The following is a 17251-nucleotide window of genomic DNA, read 5'->3' as shown; positions in this document are numbered from 1 at the left end:
TGCAGTGGAATGCTGAGTACTGTAATTGCGCGTCCGGGCGTAACCGAGACAATAGCAGTTTCAGATTTGTTTGTTTGGTTGTGGGGCCAAGTGAAAACTACCAGTATGTAAGATGTTCGGGTATATTACGTTGAGTTTCTATTTCCGGAGGTCCGTCATGGTTGACCATGCACGCGCTGCTCGTATGGCGAAGCGCATTCTTACTATTGTTGCGAATGCGATCGAGCTTGAAGTGAAGGACCGTCGTTTAGAACTTGTGACAATTACGGATTGCAAGGTGACGGGGGACCTGCATGATGCAACGGTGTATTACACGGTTCGCGGCGTTACTATAGATGCGGAGCCAAATCTCGAGCAAGCTGCTGAGGCATTGGAGCGTGCTAAGGGGCAACTTCGAAAAATTGTAGGCGATCAACTAGAAGTTCGTTTTACCCCGACGTTAAGTTTCGAGCTTGATACTGTTCCAGAGGCATCTGCACATATGGAAGCATTACTGGCAAGGGCCCGGACACGAGATGAGGAGCTCCGTAAACTTGCGGAGCATGCGAAGCCCGCCGGTGATGCCGATCCATACAAGCACAATCAAGCGGAGGATTAGTTTAAGCATGCAGTGGGCTGCAGCAACGAAAATTATCGAACAGGCTGAGGATATTGTGGTCATTGGCCATATCCGGCCTGACGCTGACGCGATTGGTAGTGTTTGCGCCGCTGTGGCGGCGTTTCGGTCCTTAGGTAAGCGTGCTTTTGGCTGTATCGGGGACCAGTCCCCGCTTTCGGAAAACCTTTTAAGTATTCCGGGTGCTGCGGATATTCTTTTAGTTTCCGAATTGCCAGTTGTCGATGCCGTGGTACTCGTTGATTGTGCCACGGTTGATCGCGCTGGTGCTTGTGCTCACGGCGTCGAGAAGCATGATGCGGTTGTGGTGGTTGATCATCACGCTTCAAATCCTGGGTTTGGTCATGTCAATTTAATTGATTCAGCTGCCGAATCCACGACCACGATCTTGACGGAATGGTTTTCGTATCTCGGTGTTGAACTGACCCCCGAAATCGCACACGCGTTGTATGCGGGGCTCGCTACGGATACAGGAAGTTTTCGGTGGGGGCGCCCAGAGATGCATGAACTTGCGGCGCAGTTGATGCGGTGCGGCGTCGATAATCGCAAAGTGGGAATGCCGTTGCTTGATGTGCAACGTGTGGCGGATTTACAGTTGCTCGGTACGGTACTTTCGAAATTTAGAGTGGAGCAGGCGCGTTATTCGCTAGGTGTGTTGTGGGCGAATTACGAGACAATCCACGGGTATTCAACGAACTCTGTGGAGTCGTTAGTGGAATTTGTGCGTGCACTCGATGGGGTGGATGTGGGCGTTGTGCTGAAAGAATACGCTCCAAACGTGTGGGCGGTTTCATTGCGCTCTATGCATGTAAATGTTGCGGAGATCGCTACTGGTCTGGGTGGTGGCGGTCATATCCGTGCGGCGGGGTACACGGCATACGGCACACCCGATGAGGTATTCACTCAATTAATCGATTTTTTGGAAACTGTTTAGTGTAGTGAATTTTCGAACAATTTTAGGGCTTGCACTGCCAGCGCTGGGAGTGCTGGCAGCAATGCCGTTGTATGTATTGCTGGATACTGCGGTGGTCGGTCGCCTTGGTGCACATGAGCTTGCGGCGTTGGGGGCGGGCGCTACTATTCAGGGCGTGCTCACTACACAATTAACTTTTCTTTCGTATGGCACAACTGCACGATCCGCACGAGCATTCGGGGCAAATGATGTGCCGGCTGCGGTCACGGAAGGAGTGCAGGCTACGTGGGTGGCGTTGATTGTTGGCTGCCTGCTTACTGTGATTGTGAGTATCGGTGCTCCGCAATTCACTCTCTGGCTCACTGGTAACAGTGCGGTCGCCGAAGCTGCAACGGAGTGGTTGCAAGTCGCAGTGTTCGGAATTCCGCTCGTACTGTTAATTATGGCTGGCAATGGTTGGCTGCGTGGCATACAAAATACGCGACTTCCATTGTGGTTTACATTGGCCGGTGTGATCCCGAGCGCATTGGTGCTACCGCTGGCTGTGGCGCGAATGGGGTTGGTCGGTTCGGCGTGGGCTAATTTGTTCGGAGAATGTATTACGGCGAGCTTATTTCTAATTGCTCTTGTGCGTGTGCATCGCGGCAGGTGGCGGCCAGAATGGAAAATAATTTCGCAGCAGCTAGTGCTCGGACGAGATTTAATTCTGCGTTCGCTTTCATTCCAGATTGCATTTTTATCGGCGGCTGCTGTTGCGGCGCGGTTTGGGGCGGCTTCGTTGGCTGCGCATCAGGTGCTGCTGCAATTGTGGAACTTTTTGACTCTGGTACTTGATTCGTTGGCAATTGCGGCACAAACATTAATTGGTGCCGCTTTGGGGGCGGTCCAGGCCCGTGCGCAGGTGCGTCAACTTACTCTGCAAATTACACGTTATTCGACATTCTTGGCGATCGGTTTGGCAGGCGTTATGGCCGCAGGATTCCAAATTATTCCGAAAGTATTCACTAATTCACCGCAGGTTCTCGAAGCAATAACTGCACCGTGGTGGTTAATGGTGTTTATGATTGTTCTTGGCGGCATCGTCTTCGCTCTCGATGGAGTACTGCTCGGGGCTGCAGACGCCGCATTCTTGCGCAAAGCGACCATCATTGCGGTGGTGCTCGGTTTTTTGCCGGGCGTTTGGCTCGCACTGCTTTTCGACGTCGGCCTCATCGGCGTATGGTGTGGGCTTGCGGCATTTCTTATCTTGCGGTGCATTGCTGTTGTATGGAGATGTCGTGGAGATGCTTGGATGGGTTCGATGGTTGCACAGGAAAGGGGATCGAGGTGACGCAAACACTTTGGGCTGTTGCGGATTTACATGCGGCAGTAAAAGCCAATGCTGAAGCCATCGATCGTATCCAACCGGAGCAACCAGGGGATTGGCTGATTGTTGCTGGTGATGTAGCCGAACGTACCGAGCTAGTTTTACATGTACTAAAAAATCTTCGGCGAAAATTTGCACGGGTTATCTGGGTGCCAGGAAATCATGAGTTGTTTAGTCGTTCCAGCGACAGACATCAAGGCCGAGCTAAATATGATGAACTCGTCGAAGGGTGTCGTCGTATCGATGTGCTTACTCCGGAAGATCCCTATCCGGTCTTTGCTGGGTGCACGATTGTACCGTTATTTACCCTGTACGATTATTCGTTCCGAGCGCCAGGATATACGGTTGAACAAGCTGTCCAGGCAGCTCATGATCGGCAAGTAATGATGACCGATGAGTTCGCTATCGCACCATTTGTGGATGTGCGGGCATGGTGCTGGGATCGGTTAGCGTATTCCGTCAAGCGATTAAGTAAAGTATCCGGGCCCACAGTATTGATTAATCATTGGCCATTGGTGGTGGAACCCGTTGACAAGATGGCAGTACGAGAGCTTGCACCTTGGTGTGGGACGCGTCATACGCGAAGTTGGGCAAGCCGGTATGAAGCGAAGGCAGTTGTGTTTGGTCATCTCCATATGCCTGGGACCTATGTTGTAGAGGGGATTAAACACCATGAGGTTAGCCTCGGATATCCACGGGAGTGGCATAGGTACCCAGCAGACCGCCAATGGCCAGTCAAAATCTTGGAGGCAGGAGACAATGATGTGTAGTCCGGACCTGTTTCCAGAATCAGCCCGTTTCAGTGTTATCCGGCGCGGGATTGATGAGGTCAATTTAGATAATTATCACGGCTTACATCCATTGGAAAAAGCATTGGTAGCACATGCCGTGGATATTCGAAAAGCCGAATTTGGTGATGCCCGATGGTGTGCCCACCAGGCACTTCGAGAACTCAATCGGGATACCGGAGATCCTATTTTACGTGGGGAACGCGGAATGCCTTTGTGGCCGGCTTCTGTGAGTGGTTCATTAACCCATACCGCTGGTTTTCGAGCTGCCGTTGCAGCGCCTCGATTACTCGTTCGTTCAATGGGTTTAGATGTGGAGCCGGCAGAACCATTGCCCGATGGGCTGCTACGCTCCATTGCCCGCCCGGCGGAATCATTGCACTTAGAAAGCTTAGGTGTTGATTGTGCGGATCGGCTCTTATTTTGCGCCAAAGAAGCAACCTACAAGGCATGGTTTCCGCTGACACATAGATGGCTAGGCTTTGAGCAAGCAGAAATTGATATTCGAACCGATGGAACGTTTGTTTCCTACCTATTGGTGCGCCCGGCCCCGGTGCCGTATATCAATGGCAAATGGGAAATCAAGGATGGCTATATTATCGCTGCTACTGCAGTCACACAATAGTACTATCCAGCACGGGGCTTTACAGTGTTGAGGGCCGTGCCACAAAGACAGTTGAAAGCCGTTTTCCTTGTTCTTTGACTAGGGCGATTGCTTTGCCGTCGGGGGTTATAGCGGCATGGATGCCGCGTATTCCCTTTGGTTCAAGCCATTTACCCATTGCAAGGTTACGACCTTCTTCTTCGGTAATAGGTAGTACGGGATGGGTGGTTTGTAATGCTGCATCGAGTGTTAAGGACATTTTCGGATGATCCTGTAAAGCTTCCAGGCTTTGCGCATGTTCGAGGGTGAATGGGCCTACTGCAGTACGGCGTAGTGATATAAGGTGACCGCCAACGCCTAATACAGCACCCAGATCTCGGGCCAATGACCGAATGTATGTTCCAGATGAGCAGTGGATTTCTACATCTAGATCATAAAAGTCCCCGGAACGTTTGCGGCCTAATACATCGAATCGGTGAACTGTTACCGGGCGTGCGGGAATATCCACTTTTTCGCCGGCTCGAACACGTTCATATGCGCGTTTGCCAGCAATTTTAATGGCGCTTACAGCGCTGGGGCGTTGCATAATATTGCCGGTGAGCTTTTGTATTTCAGCGTCGATCGCGGCGTCGGTAAGCGAAATCGCGGAAGTTTGGGTCAGCGTTTCGCCTTCAGCATCATCGGTACTTGTGGACATACCTAGTCGAATTGTTGCGCGGTAGGTTTTGGTTTCAGCAACCATATGTGCGAGGAACTTTGTGCCCCGTTCAATCCCCACAACTAATACCCCGGTAGCCATTGGATCGAGCGTGCCCGCATGGCCCACACGACGGGTGGAAAATATCCGCCGCAGCCGAGCAACAATATCGTGGGATGTCATGCCGGCGGGCTTATCCACAATGACAATGCCAGAAGAAGAGAGGGGGTCGTTCATGCGCACAAGTCTATGACGTAGTGTTTAGTGAGTGGATATCTGGCACGGTTTAGAAGAAGTGCCGGCCGACCTTGGCCGGAGTGTGGTGACCATAGGTGTGTTCGACGGTGTGCATCGCGGGCATCGAACTCTTATTACGCAAGCACGCGCAATGGCGGATGCACTAGGGGCACCGTGTGTGGTTATGACGTTTGACCCGCACCCACTGGCAGTATTGTGCCCAGACCGTATGCCACCGATGTTGGGGAACCTAGCAGATCGTGCTGACCTTGCAGAAGACCTTGGTGTTGACCATATGCTCGCTATCCGATTTACTCCTGAACTTGCTAGCCAATCCCCAGAAGAGTTCTTTACAGGAGTGCTGCAAAACCAACTTCATGCAGCAGCAGTTGTTGTTGGCGATAACTTCACGTTTGGGCATCGGGCATCTGGTAATACCGAAACATTGCGCGAATTAGGGAAACGATATGGGGTAGCAGTAGAGGTTTTGCCGCTGGTTGCTGAAGACGGCACTACATTAAGCTCGACGGTGATTCGGGGCTTACTCAACGATGGCGATATTCGCCGTGCGAACTGGGCTTTAGGGCGAAATTACTCGGTGGCTGGTCATATTTGTCGGGGTGCCGGGCGTGGCGGTCGTGAACTTGGCTATCCAACCGCAAATCTATATTTCCCAGACAGTGTTGCCCTGCCTGCCGATGGTGTGTATTGCGGTTGGTTTACCATTCTTGACGACGCCCCGGTTGACGGCGATATGCGCCCCCATCAGCGGTATATGACCGCAGTATCCGTAGGGACCAATCCAACATTTGGGGATGAGCGCCGCAGTGTGGAGGCCTTTGTGCTCGACCAAGAAGCTGATCTTTATGACCGGTTCTGTGCGGTTGAGTTCGTCGAAAGGATTCGCGGAATGGTGAAGTTTCATAGCGTGGATGAGCTATTAGAAGCGATGTCAAAAGATGTTCAACGTGCCCGTGAAATCCTCGCAGCGGAACCTACACATTCCATACTTTGAAAAATCCCTGGGCACTATGTTACTGTTGCCGAGGCTTAGCGACTGCGGTCCACAGCAGTTGCACCCCGCACAAACATGCGGCACGTTTATGTGGACTGAAATATGTAGTAGGAGAAATCCCCGTGGCACTCACCACTGAACAAAAGCAGAGCATTCTCGCAGAGTATGGCCTTCACGAAACTGATACAGGTTCGCCAGAAGCGCAAATTGCGCTGCTGACCACCCGTATCCGCCAGCTCACCGAGCACCTAAAGACTCATAAGCACGATCACCATTCGCGTCGTGGTCTGTTGCTGCTGGTTGGCCGCCGCAAGGGGCTGCTCAAGTACCTGGCTGAAAACAATGTTGATCGCTACCGTGATCTGATTGGCCGTTTGGGTCTCCGCCGCTAGGATCTAGTGACATTTTATTTGAGCCTATAGGGCAAACGTGCATCTGGCAGTATTGCTGGTTGCACGTCTTTTTTATATGAGCATGATTTGTGCAAGGTTTACCGCACTGTGCGCTAAGACTGGTGCGGTAATGCCACCGGTTTTATACCTCAATGCTCCGAAGACTATTCCGCCGACCCATTGCAGTGGTAATAACTTCCAAAAACCAATATCAACCTGCAATAACAACAGATGCGGAAGTAGAAATAGGGTTGCTACGATGATGGTATTGCACCCGTATGTGACATCTAGCCTGGGTGTGCTGGATCGGGTGATCCAGTAGGCGATTGCGGAAGTATTGATCCTGATCTTCTATATCGGTTTCGTGTTGGTGGCGTATTAAGGTTTTGTCCGAATAAAAGCGCTCATGACAGGCGCCAAGAGCGTACGGACTCAGGTGAATCAGGGCTTGCATGGGTTGTTGAGGTTGATTTGTCGATGAAGTATTTCGATACGGTCAATTACCAGTATGTTGAAGGTTCGGGTGGCGCGAATGGGCAGGGATGAGAGCGTGTTAAAGCTAATGAGAGTAGTTACGTGCTGGCAGTTACTGAGAGCAATATTATGTTGGGTGCCTTTGACAGTGGATGTGGGCTAAACAGACGCGGTTTGTCCGATACGTTATTGCATTCTGGTATTTGTCAGGTCCTAGTACGCCAGCTGGGCTTTTGGGTACGAAGTTTTCGAAGGTAAGTTGAAACTCGCGGTGAACCAGGAGAAATCCTCAACTCGCCATGCATGGAAGGCCGAGTTGGTAGGGTACGCGTTTGATTACCCAAAGAACGTAGGGTTATGCCTTGCGGTTAGCCCCACGGCCGATCAAGTGAGAGAAAGCTCAATTGCGTTTATTAACTGTATGTCAGTGGACTATATCGATAGAGGTCAGAATTGGTTGGATCAACCGGTATATGACGGGTTGGTTAGGCTATTTCCAGCTTTGTTGATATGAAACAATTCTTGACTCGGCTTCTGGAACAAACTCGTTGAAGGTTGTGCTATATCCTTTGGGAACAGCGGAAATAACCGCACACGTGAGTGTGGAAAGTTACCGCTCACGAAATGAATTGGCATTAGGCTCACTGGTGAGGCAACATTGGTAAACGTACTGGCGGGTTACCGGATACCCAGTAATCAACGACGCACTTAGGAACAAATACTGGGCACGACAAAGCCTGAAATCTTTCATCGAAATCAGGAGAACCTACCATGAGTGTCAAGCCGCTCTAAATCAACAGGTCCAATGAACTCCAAGTACGTCCAAGTACGGTGCGTGAGGGGGCGCAGAAACCCCGCCATTACTTGATTGTTTGGCTTTGAAGGTCTAGCAAATTTATCAAATGCTGCCGTCGGAGTCGTCAAAATGGATTCGATGGGTGGAAGGCAAAGCATGAGGGGGTGATACATGGGGTATTTAGATTTGCGGATACGTGGCTAGCAGTTGTTGTGCTGTCAAACTTTGCTGGTCCATGTGCATTGTGTTGGTTGTAATTTTCAATGGTTGGTACTTTTCTTCGACTGTATGAATGGTATAGATTTGGCTGCTAGGCGGACCGAAGGATATCTACTGGTGAACCTACTTCCAGGTTATGTATTGAAATTGCTTGTTTGAGCGCCATCAATATGGAAGGAGTGGCTAAATTTGTATGTATCGTTGATGCTTTCTATAAGGTCAAGGTGGTAGAGGTTTTGGTATCACTTTTACGGAGAGAGGAATATTCTGCCCTGTCTGGTCTCGGATGAAGCGTGGTGGTTGTGATCATTCGACGACGAATCTGTATCAGTAGAGTAATTTAAAAATATCGATGAAATGTTTGAGTTCTTTGGTGTGGAGACTCACTTTGTGGGTGTAAGCAGGGATGCCCAGTTGGGGTTTTTGGAGATGCAAGGTATGGAGAAATACTTTGTAGCAAAACTAGTGATCAGATGTGCAAAGTTGACGCCAGAATGCTTTAGTTGTTCCTTGGAATTTGATGCTTTGCAGTCCGGTTATTTGTTGAAATATTGTTCTCTATAGAACCGTCAGTTTAAAACATCTGTTTAAATATATATAGCACGAGAGCCCCAATTAGATCTTGTTCGCCTCTTGTATAAAAACGAAAATAACGGTATCGTGTCATTCCATGCGCTAAATGCGCAGCTCATCATATGCTTTTTGTGGTGACGAAAGTCTTTGATGGTGCGATTCCCTTTTCCCGAGGGTAGTTTTTCTGGTGTATGTTGTATGGCTACGTATTTTTGTTAAAAAATGCGTAAGTAATTATCTATGAATAAAAGAGTATTTTTTCAAAATATGATGATTAAAAAGTGGCCATATTGCTACACCCTCAAACGGAAGGATTCTAGAAATGCAGAATTCAACTAGCGTTGTCACGGTTGTAGGCGATAGGTTTGAAGGTCTTGCTCGGCAGGGTGGTGTGCAAACTGTGTCTCAGATTTTAAAGGTGGTGGAGAATTATCCAGAAACGTTGCCAGAATGTATCGTAATTGGGCAAGGTATTGGCGAATTTGATTTGGTAGCTTTAAATGTTGCAATCAGTAAAAACATATTAGCTTCAAAGCCGCGTGTCATTTCTTCCGATATGGTGCTTGCTTCTCGAAGTGCTAGCCATAAGCACCGGGCTCAGAATGTGCTTGTTGCTAATCTGCGCACTCCAGAAAAGTTTACGGCTATTGCTGACTTGAGGATAGACAATGATAATGAGTTACTGTTGGATCATCAGACTGGTCAGCATGTTCAAGGGATCATTGCCATTGAGGCCGCTCGGCAAATGTTTTTGGCGTCAACAACATGCTTGCAACTGATCGATAGCCTTCAAAATCCCTACTTTGTCATAGAAAGTATGAATACTCAGTATTTGTCGTTTCTTTTTCCGCTTCCAGCTACCCTCAGGTTTGTAACCAATGAACCCGATAGTTCTCGAAGTGGTTCCATTGGTTTTGCAGCTATTGTTGAAATTGAACAAAATGGGGCGACTGTGAGCCGAACTGAAGTGACATATACGGTGTTTTCTTCGGATCGTATTTTTGAAATAGAGAATCGAAAAGCGGTAAAAGCATTATATGAGTTTTCTAATAAAAAAGTAATGGAGGCTACACTTGTCTAATCCTCGTCTGGCCTTGTTTGATGTTGACGAAACCCTAATTCAAGTGAAAAGTATGTTTTCATTTTTGGATTTGGTTTTAGCCCGTCAAGGCTGGTCAGAAAAAGATAGACATTGGGCAGTTAATCGTTTTCAAAGACTCGCATCTGAGGGGGCCTCCAGGGAGTTCGTAAATGAGACTTACTACCGAGGTTTCGCAGGGCAAAGTCGAACCTGGATGGTTGACCAAGGTCGAGAATGGTTTAATGAACAGTTTTCCAATGGAACTTTGTTTCATAAACCGGTTTTGCGAGAGCTTTTTCGGCTCAAATCCAACAACTGCGTTATTGCACTCGTGTCTGGTTCATTTGATGCTTGTCTTACTCCAATTGCAGAATATGTTGGTGCTAGATACATTTTCGGAACGGTACCGTCTATCAGTGGAGATACATATACAGGTGAAATTGAAAGGCCAATGATTGGAATAGCGAAGGCTGAAGCCGCGCAAGATCTCATTCAATATCTCAAATTAGATACACGATGTGTCTGTGCTTATGGAGATCATATAAGTGATGCTCCGTTGTTACGGATAGCTGGAGAAGGGGTGGTTGTAGGTAATTCTCCTGAGATGCTTAAACTTGCCGCATATGAGGGTTGGCGTCATTTACCAGTAGTTCTTGGTTGAGATAAAAGTCTATTTTTAACACCGAAAGGGTTGTAGATGTCCGCGAGTATAATTCAAATTAATGAGCTTCCGATAATTTCGGAGCAGTTTGAAAATGCGAAGATTGCTTGGTTCGGTATTATTTCGAAGTCTTCTTCGAGTGTAGCACTTTTCGCTAGCAATGATAAAGAAACATTACTTGAAATCCGTGCTCATGATGGTTGGTCGAATCTTGAGGAATCTGTCGATGCGACGAAACATCTTTGGGACGTTTTGGCTCCTTATGCTGCGGGTGATTTCCGTCGAGAAATTTTAACGCTTGTCGAGGAGCCTAAACCAACCAATATTCCTCTTCCTGAATCCGCTCATCTTGAGCTTCGGTATGTTGAGGTGCTTCCACGAAAATATCAAGCGTATTTGAAATGGCGTGAAAAAACCATCTTTGATGTAGTGCGAGAATCTCCACAAATCACAACTTTTTCTGCCTATCATACGGTATTTTCCACTCGCCCTGGCGTTCTTTTTTTGTCAGGATTTGATTGTGAGATCGATGAATACACTAAAGTTTTTACGTCTGACCGCTATCGAAAGATTGTTCAGGCTGCAGGTGATAATTACATCACAGGAGGAAATCAGGGATTAGCTACTCGTATTTATACCCGAGTGAAAGAAGATTAGAGACATGAAAGAACCAGTAATCATTTCCGGCGCTACCGGTGGAATTGGCAGCAGTATTGCTCAAAAATTTGTAATTGAAGGTCAATCTGTTATCTTGTTGGGCCGGCAAAAGGATAAGTTAAATGATCTTGCGGTTAGCTTGCAAAAAGACAATCGCTCTAACGTTGAGATTGAAACTGTAGAGGTTGATATCAATAATCCATTCGCAGTAGATGCTGCGGCTGCTGAGATTCTTTCACATTATGGTGCTCCTCGTGCGATTGTGCATGCCGCAGGCGATCACCCGGTACGAACAATTATTGATTCTACTGACGAAGAATGGAGGAGCGCCATTGAAGGGAAGGTTCTTGGTGCCGTTCGTTTGATTCGTGCTTTTGGTCCTTCAATGCGGGTTTTAGGATGCGGATCAATTACCTTGATTGCTGGTCTCTTTCGCGCGGAACCTTCACCGTTATTTCCGATTGGAAGTGTGCTGAATGCTGCGTTGGGTGCGATTGTAAAAGCAACAGCCAAAGAATTTGCGGTTGATGGAGTTCGCGTGAACGTTGTTGATCCTGGACCTGTGGCGACTGATCGTTGGTGGGAAACTTGCGAAGAGTTGGCTGAGGTTGCCGGTTCACGTGCTGAAGATATAAACCAAAACACCATTAAAAACATACCTTTAGGCCGACTTGTCAGTCCGGCTGATGTGTCGAACATGGTATATTTTTTGTCTTCAGAAGCGGCATCACATGTGACTGGTAGTTCCTTTGTTGTTGATGGTGGAATGTCAGCAGGCTTGGTATGAGGCCGTTGTACGCTCTTGTGGCAATTTTTGCCACGGCTATGTCAGTGGCAATTGTTTATATACCACAAGCAATCTTTACAACGTTTGCAGACGATTTTGGGATTTCGGCGGTGCGAGCTAGAGATACTTTTACGGTTTCGGCAATCAGCTACGCATTGGCATTCTTCGTGTTTGGCCCTTTGTCTGATGTATTTTCGGCCCGTATGTTGGGTTCAGTTGGAGCTTTTGCGACTGCGATATTTGGTACGCTTAGTGCTATTTCTAATAGTTTTGTTGGCTTAATTTTGAGCATTGCTGCTACTGGAATCGCCGCGGCTAGTGTGCCTTCAGCAATGTTTGCGATGGCAGGTAAAACTGAACCAGAAAAATCGGGAAGGTATTTTGGTATAATTTTAGCAGCTACGGTTGCAGGCATTACCATCGGTCGCAGTATCGGAGCATTAATCACGGGTGAGATTGGTTGGCGATGGGCGTATGGAACATTTGCAATAATGATCCTTATTGCTGGTTTTTGTAGTCTGGGTCTTCCAGCGGTGAACCATAAAAATTGCAACGTTATTCGTGCGTATAGTACTGCCATGGGAATGGTTGTTCGTCCTGCTGTTTTGAGTTTTTTGACAATTGGGGGAGCTTTATTTGTTGGCTATTTGGGTATCACTACAATTCTGACTCTTAGGTTAAGTGGTCCGCCAATGTTTCTTGATTCTACAGCTATCGGATTAGTTAGTTTGAGTGGTCTAATTGCGTTGGTTGGAGCTCCATTCGCAGGAACTTTAGTTCCCAAAATTGGGCCTAAAAAGGTTTCAGTCATCGGTCTTATTGTTTGTGTAATTGGGGCAATTTTGATTGTGTTTGCAAGTAACGTTTGGGTAGCTACAGCTGGGTTGTTGATTCTTTATCTTGGTGTTTTTGCTGCGCAGCCAGCGTTGATGGTCCGATTAAGTGGGTTTATCGAGCCCGAATTGAAAGGATCGGCATCTGCAGTATATTTCCTAGTCTGCCTTTTAGCTGGCAGTTTTGGAGGCAGTCTTCTAGGCTGGCTTTGTCACCGACAAGGTTGGTTCTTTGCGGCAGGTATTGCAGCAATTGCGATTTTTATTGCTCTTCTCATTGCTTTTGTTAAACATGATAAATCTGGAGTCATTTCTGCAAAGGTCACGATATGAATGTAAAAACCTTTTCAATGGTACCAACAACTCAAGGGCCGTTTTATCCTCCGAGCGAGGTTATGGATCAAAATGGAAATTTTGTTGTGGTTGGCAAAATAAATCGGAAAGGTTCACTCGGAAATGAAGCATCTTGGGGAGCGGCTATAGTCGCTGTTGATCCAGCCCCAAAGTTTGGGACACATCGCCCTTATCGAATTATCGAAGAGCTTGATGAAGATGATAGTGCTCGACTTGAAGAAATTGTGCTTCATACTCTACCACTGCCACTTCCATCAAACAATTACCCTATGTTGTTTGCTCCTGAGCAACTGCCTGAAGCTCATTCCGTACAACGTCCGAGCATTCCTCTCCATATTGTGCGTTATCCGGACGAACAAGAAATCGATGGGCCTAAAAGACTGCCACCAATTACTTTGAGTAAGTGGTTAAAGGCGCGGGGAATAGTAACTGTGACTTGGTCCAAAGAATCAGCCGGTGTTGATTTTAAACTCGACATGTCTGGATTACTACCGAACAGTTTGTATACAGTGATGACACTTAAGGCTTGGGATTTACGTCCAGAGAATCCTACTAGGCCAGGTCCGTTGGGAATTCCTAATGTCTTCATTTCTAACGAAAACGGCGAGGGGCACTATGCTGCTAGGTTACCCTGTCCTTTTCCAGAAAAAGGTAATCGAGTTATCAATATTGTTGTTCTTTGGATGTCTGAACAACGAAACTACGGAGGCGCTATTGGGCAATTCGGACTTGGAGGTGATATACATGCACAACTAAAACTTAAGAACAATACATTTTTCGATATTCAAACTCGTTGAAAGGATCAAATAACATGCCCATTATCAATGTTACTACATGGGAAGGGCAAGACGACGAAATTGCTCGAGAATTAATGATTGCCTTAACCAACGCAACGAGGGAAGTTACAGGAGCGCCGCTGGACAAGATCACCGTTTATATTCACGAGGTTCCAAAGAACCGCTGGGCAGAAGCAGGAAGCATCGGCTCTGATCCAGATTTTCCGATTGCTTCACGTAGGCAACAGTAGAAAGGTAAGGCTAGCCATGGAACAACATAAGTTATCTAGGTACGAGTTTGGTAAACGTGTCCTTTCAGAAGTTGAGAAAAATCCTGAGGGATCGATTCTGGATGATGTGGCGGTATTTTGCCCCGACCTTGAAAGGTTTGTTATTGAATTTGGTTATGCGGATGTTTTCGCTCGACCAGGGCTTTTAAAAACGGAACGCCAACTCGCGACGATTGCTGCATTGGCTGCTATGGGAAATGCACCAAAACAACTTCGGTTTCATATCAATGGAGCGTTGAATGTGGGTTGTACTCCACAGCAAGTTATCGAGACTTTCGTTCATGAGACGATATATGCAGGATTTCCGGCAGCGCTCAATGCGGTGTCAGTCGCACGTGAGGTTTTCTCGGCGCGAGGAATAGCTCCTGATGTTAGTCAACATCAGACAGAAGCAACAAGGAGGTTTGATACTGGTTCAAAACTTTTGAAAGAAATTGATGGTGCGGGAGGAACGGCAGTAGTTGAGGCATTGGCTGACATTGCTCCAGATCTCGGGCGATTCATCGTTGAATATTCTTTTGGGGATGTTTATGCAAGACCGGGACTTACCTTAAAGGAACGTGAGTTAGTCACTGTTGCTGCTTGTATAGCCTTGGGAACGTGTGTGCCGCAGCTTCGTTTGCATATGCAGGGGTATTTGAACGTTGGTGGTACGACTGAGGAACTTATCGAAATCATTATTCAAATGGCAGTTTATGCTGGCTTTCCGGCTGCTTTGAATGGTTTAAGTCACCTTCGTTCTGTGTTGACTGATTAAATCGATTTGCATCTACCAGATGAATGGGAGCAATGGTATGGGTAATCCTTCAGTAATTGAAGATAATGTTGTAACAAAAATTGGTTTGGAAGAGGGACAAGGCTTGACCTTGCACTTTAATTCAGGTGCAATCGAGGCACATAATGTCCAAATTCTTGGTACTGGGTCTTTTGTGCCTGAGAGAATTGTGCCTAATCACGAGGTTGGTTCTTCTGCAGGGGTTGATGATGCGTGGATTCGCCGTAAGTCTGGCATCAGTTCGCGACGATGGGCTGACTCGAATACAGCAACGAGTGACCTGGCTGCTAGGGCCGCAATGGTGGCTCTTGAAGATTCCGGAATTGACGCTTCTGAGATTTCTCAACTTGTAGTTGCGACGTCCACGCCAGATCACTCTCAACCTGCGACAGCTGCAATTGTCCAGGCGATGATTGGAGCAAAAAATGCGGCAGCATATGACCTCAACTCAGTGTGCAGTGGTTTTGAATTTGCACTTAACACGGTTGTGCAGATGAATGCTGCAGTGGGTGGTTATTCGTTGGTAATTGGAGCGGATCTGTACTCACGAATCCTCAATCCGAAAGATTCAAAGACGGTTATTTTGTTTGGTGACGGCGCAGGTGCGGTGATTCTTGGATCTTCAGAACACCTTGTTGGTCCTGAAGTAATTGCTGGCAAGCTGTGCACGTATGGCCAATTTTCAGAGATGATTCGTGTACCTATGGGCGGATCACGAATTCCGTTTGGAACCGATCCTGATGATGAGCTTCGTTATTTTCAAATGGATGGCCGAAGTGTCAGATCTTTTGTAACAACCATGCTTCCTGGGGTTATAGGATCGTTTTTAGAGGAGATCAAAGTTCATCCTGAGGATGTTAGGCATTTCATTCCGCATCAGGCCAATGGTGTGATGTTGAATGAATTGGTTGAATTGATGGATTTTCCGAACCTGAATCAGCATTTAATTCTCGATCAATTTGCGAATACTGGTGCGGCTTCAATTCCACTTGCACTGGATCTCGTTAAACGAAAAAAAGTAATTGAATCTGGAGAATTAGTGTTGATGGCTGGGTTTGGTGGAGGAATGTCTGTCGGCTTAACACTGTTACGGTGGTAATTGGTTCAGGCCTGGTGAGTGCTTATCATCAGTTAGCCGCTATTTTAGAAATTGAACCTTGAGATGCATCGTCGGCAAGCTGATGCCGAATCGAACCATCAATCGCTTTCGTCAGATGCGGGCGAATGAGGTTTTGCTGGAGGTATCGGCTTTTCGCGAAAGAACTTGCCCAAGCCCGTCAAGGAGATGATCGTATTTATTGATACATTCTGGCATCGGTTTACTACTGCGGCGTTTTATTGAGTCCGTAATGTATATCGTGTTGGCGGGTTTTAAGCGAACGTGGCTATTATCTGGCAAAACAGCGTCGGCAAAGTCCGCGGGTGAAGCAAGATGCTGCACTATTGCCCATCATTGTGGCGGTCTATTAACAGAATTATTCTGTCTATGGGATCCGAAAAATGCATGTTGTCATGCAGCGAACTGGTATCAGTATTAGCCAGCAGTGTTTGACTGGGCTGATGCGGCAAGCTGGTCTACGCGGAACAGTTCGCGGTTGTGGTGTGCGGACGACAATCCGTGGCCGCAACCGCCCAATAGTTGGTGATCTTGCGCATTGACAATTCCATGCCAAAGTGCCGAATCAACTCTGGGTTGCAGACATGACCTTTGCGTGCTTGAACACTGGTTTTGCGTACTAGGCATTTCTTGTTGATGTATTCTCCCGCAAAATCGTCAGTTGGTTCGTATGATCCACGCTTTCAGTCGAAGCGCTTGAACATACCATTGGTGTGACCCAAGTGAGTCTCGAAACACTGATTCACCATTGAAGACATAGGCAGCCAATACACTTTGCTGCGCTATACCCAACGCTTAGTTGATTATGGGATCTCCCCAAGTATTGGCACTACTTAAGACTCTCCTACGACAATGTACTCGCAGAAAGCATCAACGGGATTCTACAAAACCAAACTGATTTACCTGTGTTCGGCACAGTCGAGTTGTGTACAAGTCGAACAAGCAGCTTGCCACTGGGTGCACTGGTGGAGTGCCCCGTCGACTGCACAGCATTTTCGGTATGCGGCCTCCCGAGGAAATTGAAGACGAGTACTATCAACACCGACAAGCTCAACAAAGGCACAACAACTCAAAAACATGAAGAAAAACCGGGTCGGTTTAGTTTTTATGGTCCTCGAAATTTCTTGATGTAATGAAATGAATATTTACTGTACGTTATGTAGACATATTGGCAGAATCGAGTGGAATGGTTGTCGATAATGAAAGAGAACAAGATCAAATGACTTGCTG

Annotated in this window: 21 protein-coding genes; 18 read left to right on the top strand and 3 right to left on the bottom strand. The window is 47.3% G+C overall.

Going from position 1 to position 17251, the window contains the following annotated elements; all coding sequences use genetic code 11:
* The first annotated feature begins 157 nt into the window (after positions 1-157).
* From rbfA to CFREI_RS08135, 5 genes are read left to right on the top strand one after another with little or no spacing between them, the layout of a single operon-like run.
* A complete protein-coding gene (gene rbfA / locus CFREI_RS08155) occupies positions 158-598 on the top strand; it encodes a 30S ribosome-binding factor RbfA (RefSeq protein WP_027012085.1) in 441 nt (146 codons plus the stop codon).
* 7 nt (positions 599-605) lie between these two features.
* A complete protein-coding gene (locus CFREI_RS08150) occupies positions 606-1550 on the top strand; it encodes a DHH family phosphoesterase (RefSeq protein ID WP_156907709.1) in 945 nt (314 codons plus the stop codon).
* A gap of 4 nt (positions 1551-1554) precedes the next feature.
* On the top strand, positions 1555-2859 hold the full coding sequence (locus CFREI_RS08145; RefSeq protein ID WP_276201883.1) for an MATE family efflux transporter: 1305 nt from the start codon (positions 1555-1557) through the stop codon (positions 2857-2859).
* Entirely contained in the window at positions 2856-3665 is an 810-nt protein-coding gene (locus CFREI_RS08140) for a metallophosphoesterase family protein (RefSeq protein ID WP_027012087.1), read from the top strand. Before CFREI_RS08145 ends, CFREI_RS08140 begins: the two co-directional genes overlap by 4 nt.
* Entirely contained in the window at positions 3658-4308 is a 651-nt protein-coding gene (locus tag CFREI_RS08135; protein WP_027012088.1) for a 4'-phosphopantetheinyl transferase family protein, read from the top strand. The genes CFREI_RS08140 and CFREI_RS08135 overlap by 8 nt, the downstream gene beginning before the upstream one ends.
* 19 nt (positions 4309-4327) lie before the next feature.
* Here the strand turns inward: CFREI_RS08135 and truB are convergent, their stop codons facing one another.
* Positions 4328-5221: a tRNA pseudouridine(55) synthase TruB gene (gene truB / locus CFREI_RS08130; protein WP_027012089.1), complete on the bottom strand. Its 894-nt coding sequence runs from the start codon at positions 5219-5221 to the stop codon at positions 4328-4330.
* 31 nt (positions 5222-5252) lie between these two features.
* Between truB and CFREI_RS08125 the strand changes: the two genes are divergently transcribed.
* Together CFREI_RS08125 and rpsO are read left to right on the top strand one after the other, a co-directional pair.
* Positions 5253-6236 (top strand): bifunctional riboflavin kinase/FAD synthetase, encoded by a 984-nt coding sequence (locus tag CFREI_RS08125; RefSeq protein ID WP_027012090.1) that lies wholly within the window; start codon positions 5253-5255, stop codon positions 6234-6236.
* 122 nt (positions 6237-6358) lie between these two features.
* Positions 6359-6628, top strand: coding sequence for a 30S ribosomal protein S15 (rpsO, locus tag CFREI_RS08120; protein WP_027012091.1), 270 nt, complete (start codon positions 6359-6361; stop codon positions 6626-6628).
* 72 nt (positions 6629-6700) lie between these two features.
* Here the strand turns inward: rpsO and CFREI_RS13380 are convergent, their stop codons facing one another.
* Positions 6701-6850 (bottom strand): CPBP family glutamic-type intramembrane protease, encoded by a 150-nt coding sequence (locus tag CFREI_RS13380; RefSeq protein ID WP_435383909.1) that lies wholly within the window; start codon positions 6848-6850, stop codon positions 6701-6703.
* A 656-nt stretch (positions 6851-7506) separates the two neighbouring features.
* On the opposite strand from CFREI_RS13380, the gene CFREI_RS13375 reads away from it, so the two are divergent.
* From CFREI_RS13375 to CFREI_RS08075, 10 genes are all read left to right on the top strand, one after another.
* The gene (locus CFREI_RS13375) at positions 7507-7611 is read left to right on the top strand and encodes a group II intron maturase-specific domain-containing protein (protein WP_156907710.1); all 105 of its coding nucleotides are present in this window, start codon (positions 7507-7509) and stop codon (positions 7609-7611) included.
* A gap of 1401 nt (positions 7612-9012) precedes the next feature.
* Positions 9013-9771 carry an AfsA-related hotdog domain-containing protein gene (locus CFREI_RS08115; RefSeq protein WP_027012093.1) on the top strand — a complete coding sequence of 253 codons (759 nt, stop codon included), beginning with the start codon at positions 9013-9015 and terminating at the stop codon, positions 9769-9771.
* Entirely contained in the window at positions 9764-10432 is a 669-nt protein-coding gene (locus tag CFREI_RS08110; RefSeq protein ID WP_035111403.1) for an HAD family hydrolase, read from the top strand. Before CFREI_RS08115 ends, CFREI_RS08110 begins: the two co-directional genes overlap by 8 nt.
* A 36-nt stretch (positions 10433-10468) precedes the next feature.
* Positions 10469-11089 (top strand): hypothetical protein, encoded by a 621-nt coding sequence (locus CFREI_RS08105; protein WP_027012094.1) that lies wholly within the window; start codon positions 10469-10471, stop codon positions 11087-11089.
* A 4-nt stretch (positions 11090-11093) separates the two neighbouring features.
* Positions 11094-11876, top strand: coding sequence for an SDR family NAD(P)-dependent oxidoreductase (locus CFREI_RS08100; protein WP_051255828.1), 783 nt, complete (start codon positions 11094-11096; stop codon positions 11874-11876).
* Positions 11877-11920: 44 nt separating this feature from the next.
* Positions 11921-13042: an MFS transporter gene (locus tag CFREI_RS08095; RefSeq protein WP_169719132.1), complete on the top strand. Its 1122-nt coding sequence runs from the start codon at positions 11921-11923 to the stop codon at positions 13040-13042.
* Positions 13039-13860: a hypothetical protein gene (locus CFREI_RS08090; RefSeq protein WP_027012096.1), complete on the top strand. Its 822-nt coding sequence runs from the start codon at positions 13039-13041 to the stop codon at positions 13858-13860. Before CFREI_RS08095 ends, CFREI_RS08090 begins: the two co-directional genes overlap by 4 nt.
* A 14-nt stretch (positions 13861-13874) precedes the next feature.
* Positions 13875-14090, top strand: a complete 216-nt coding sequence (locus CFREI_RS08085; protein ID WP_027012097.1) for a tautomerase family protein — start codon at positions 13875-13877, stop codon at positions 14088-14090.
* A 16-nt stretch (positions 14091-14106) separates the two neighbouring features.
* Complete coding sequence (locus CFREI_RS08080; RefSeq protein WP_027012098.1) at positions 14107-14886, top strand: carboxymuconolactone decarboxylase family protein; 780 nt, start codon at positions 14107-14109, stop codon at positions 14884-14886.
* 37 nt (positions 14887-14923) lie between these two features.
* A complete protein-coding gene (locus CFREI_RS08075; RefSeq protein WP_084170661.1) occupies positions 14924-16003 on the top strand; it encodes a 3-oxoacyl-ACP synthase III family protein in 1080 nt (359 codons plus the stop codon).
* 111 nt (positions 16004-16114) lie between these two features.
* Here CFREI_RS08075 and CFREI_RS08070 read toward each other — a convergent pair whose 3' ends face one another.
* Positions 16115-16345 (bottom strand): hypothetical protein, encoded by a 231-nt coding sequence (locus CFREI_RS08070; RefSeq protein WP_156907711.1) that lies wholly within the window; start codon positions 16343-16345, stop codon positions 16115-16117.
* 59 nt (positions 16346-16404) lie between these two features.
* Between CFREI_RS08070 and CFREI_RS13370 the strand changes: the two genes are divergently transcribed.
* On the top strand, positions 16405-16563 hold the full coding sequence (locus tag CFREI_RS13370) for a hypothetical protein (protein WP_156907712.1): 159 nt from the start codon (positions 16405-16407) through the stop codon (positions 16561-16563).
* Positions 16564-17251: the final 688 nt, after the last annotated feature.

Source organism: Corynebacterium freiburgense, from assembly GCF_030408815.1.
In the GTDB taxonomy this organism is placed as follows: Bacteria; Actinomycetota; Actinomycetes; order Mycobacteriales; family Mycobacteriaceae; genus Corynebacterium; species Corynebacterium freiburgense.
This window is presented reverse-complemented; position numbering and strand designations above follow the sequence as displayed.

Excerpts from the sequence above, each read along its gene's own strand:
- CFREI_RS08080 (WP_027012098.1), top strand. The coding sequence starts at position 14,107 with ATGGAACAACATAAGTTATCTAGGTACGAGTTTGGTAAACGTGTCCTT.
- rbfA (WP_027012085.1), top strand. The coding sequence starts at position 158 with ATGGTTGACCATGCACGCGCTGCTCGTATGGCGAAGCGCATTCTTACT.
- CFREI_RS08135 (WP_027012088.1), top strand. The coding sequence starts at position 3,658 with ATGTGTAGTCCGGACCTGTTTCCAGAATCAGCCCGTTTCAGTGTTATC.
- CFREI_RS08105 (WP_027012094.1), top strand. The coding sequence starts at position 10,469 with ATGTCCGCGAGTATAATTCAAATTAATGAGCTTCCGATAATTTCGGAG.
- truB (WP_027012089.1), bottom strand. The coding sequence starts at position 5,221 with ATGAACGACCCCCTCTCTTCTTCTGGCATTGTCATTGTGGATAAGCCC.
- CFREI_RS08075 (WP_084170661.1), top strand. The coding sequence starts at position 14,924 with ATGGGTAATCCTTCAGTAATTGAAGATAATGTTGTAACAAAAATTGGT.
- CFREI_RS13370 (WP_156907712.1), top strand. The coding sequence starts at position 16,405 with ATGCATGTTGTCATGCAGCGAACTGGTATCAGTATTAGCCAGCAGTGT.
- CFREI_RS08150 (WP_156907709.1), top strand. The coding sequence starts at position 606 with ATGCAGTGGGCTGCAGCAACGAAAATTATCGAACAGGCTGAGGATATT.
- CFREI_RS08090 (WP_027012096.1), top strand. The coding sequence starts at position 13,039 with ATGAATGTAAAAACCTTTTCAATGGTACCAACAACTCAAGGGCCGTTT.
- CFREI_RS08115 (WP_027012093.1), top strand. The coding sequence starts at position 9,013 with ATGCAGAATTCAACTAGCGTTGTCACGGTTGTAGGCGATAGGTTTGAA.
- CFREI_RS08085 (WP_027012097.1), top strand. The coding sequence starts at position 13,875 with ATGCCCATTATCAATGTTACTACATGGGAAGGGCAAGACGACGAAATT.
- CFREI_RS08100 (WP_051255828.1), top strand. The coding sequence starts at position 11,094 with ATGAAAGAACCAGTAATCATTTCCGGCGCTACCGGTGGAATTGGCAGC.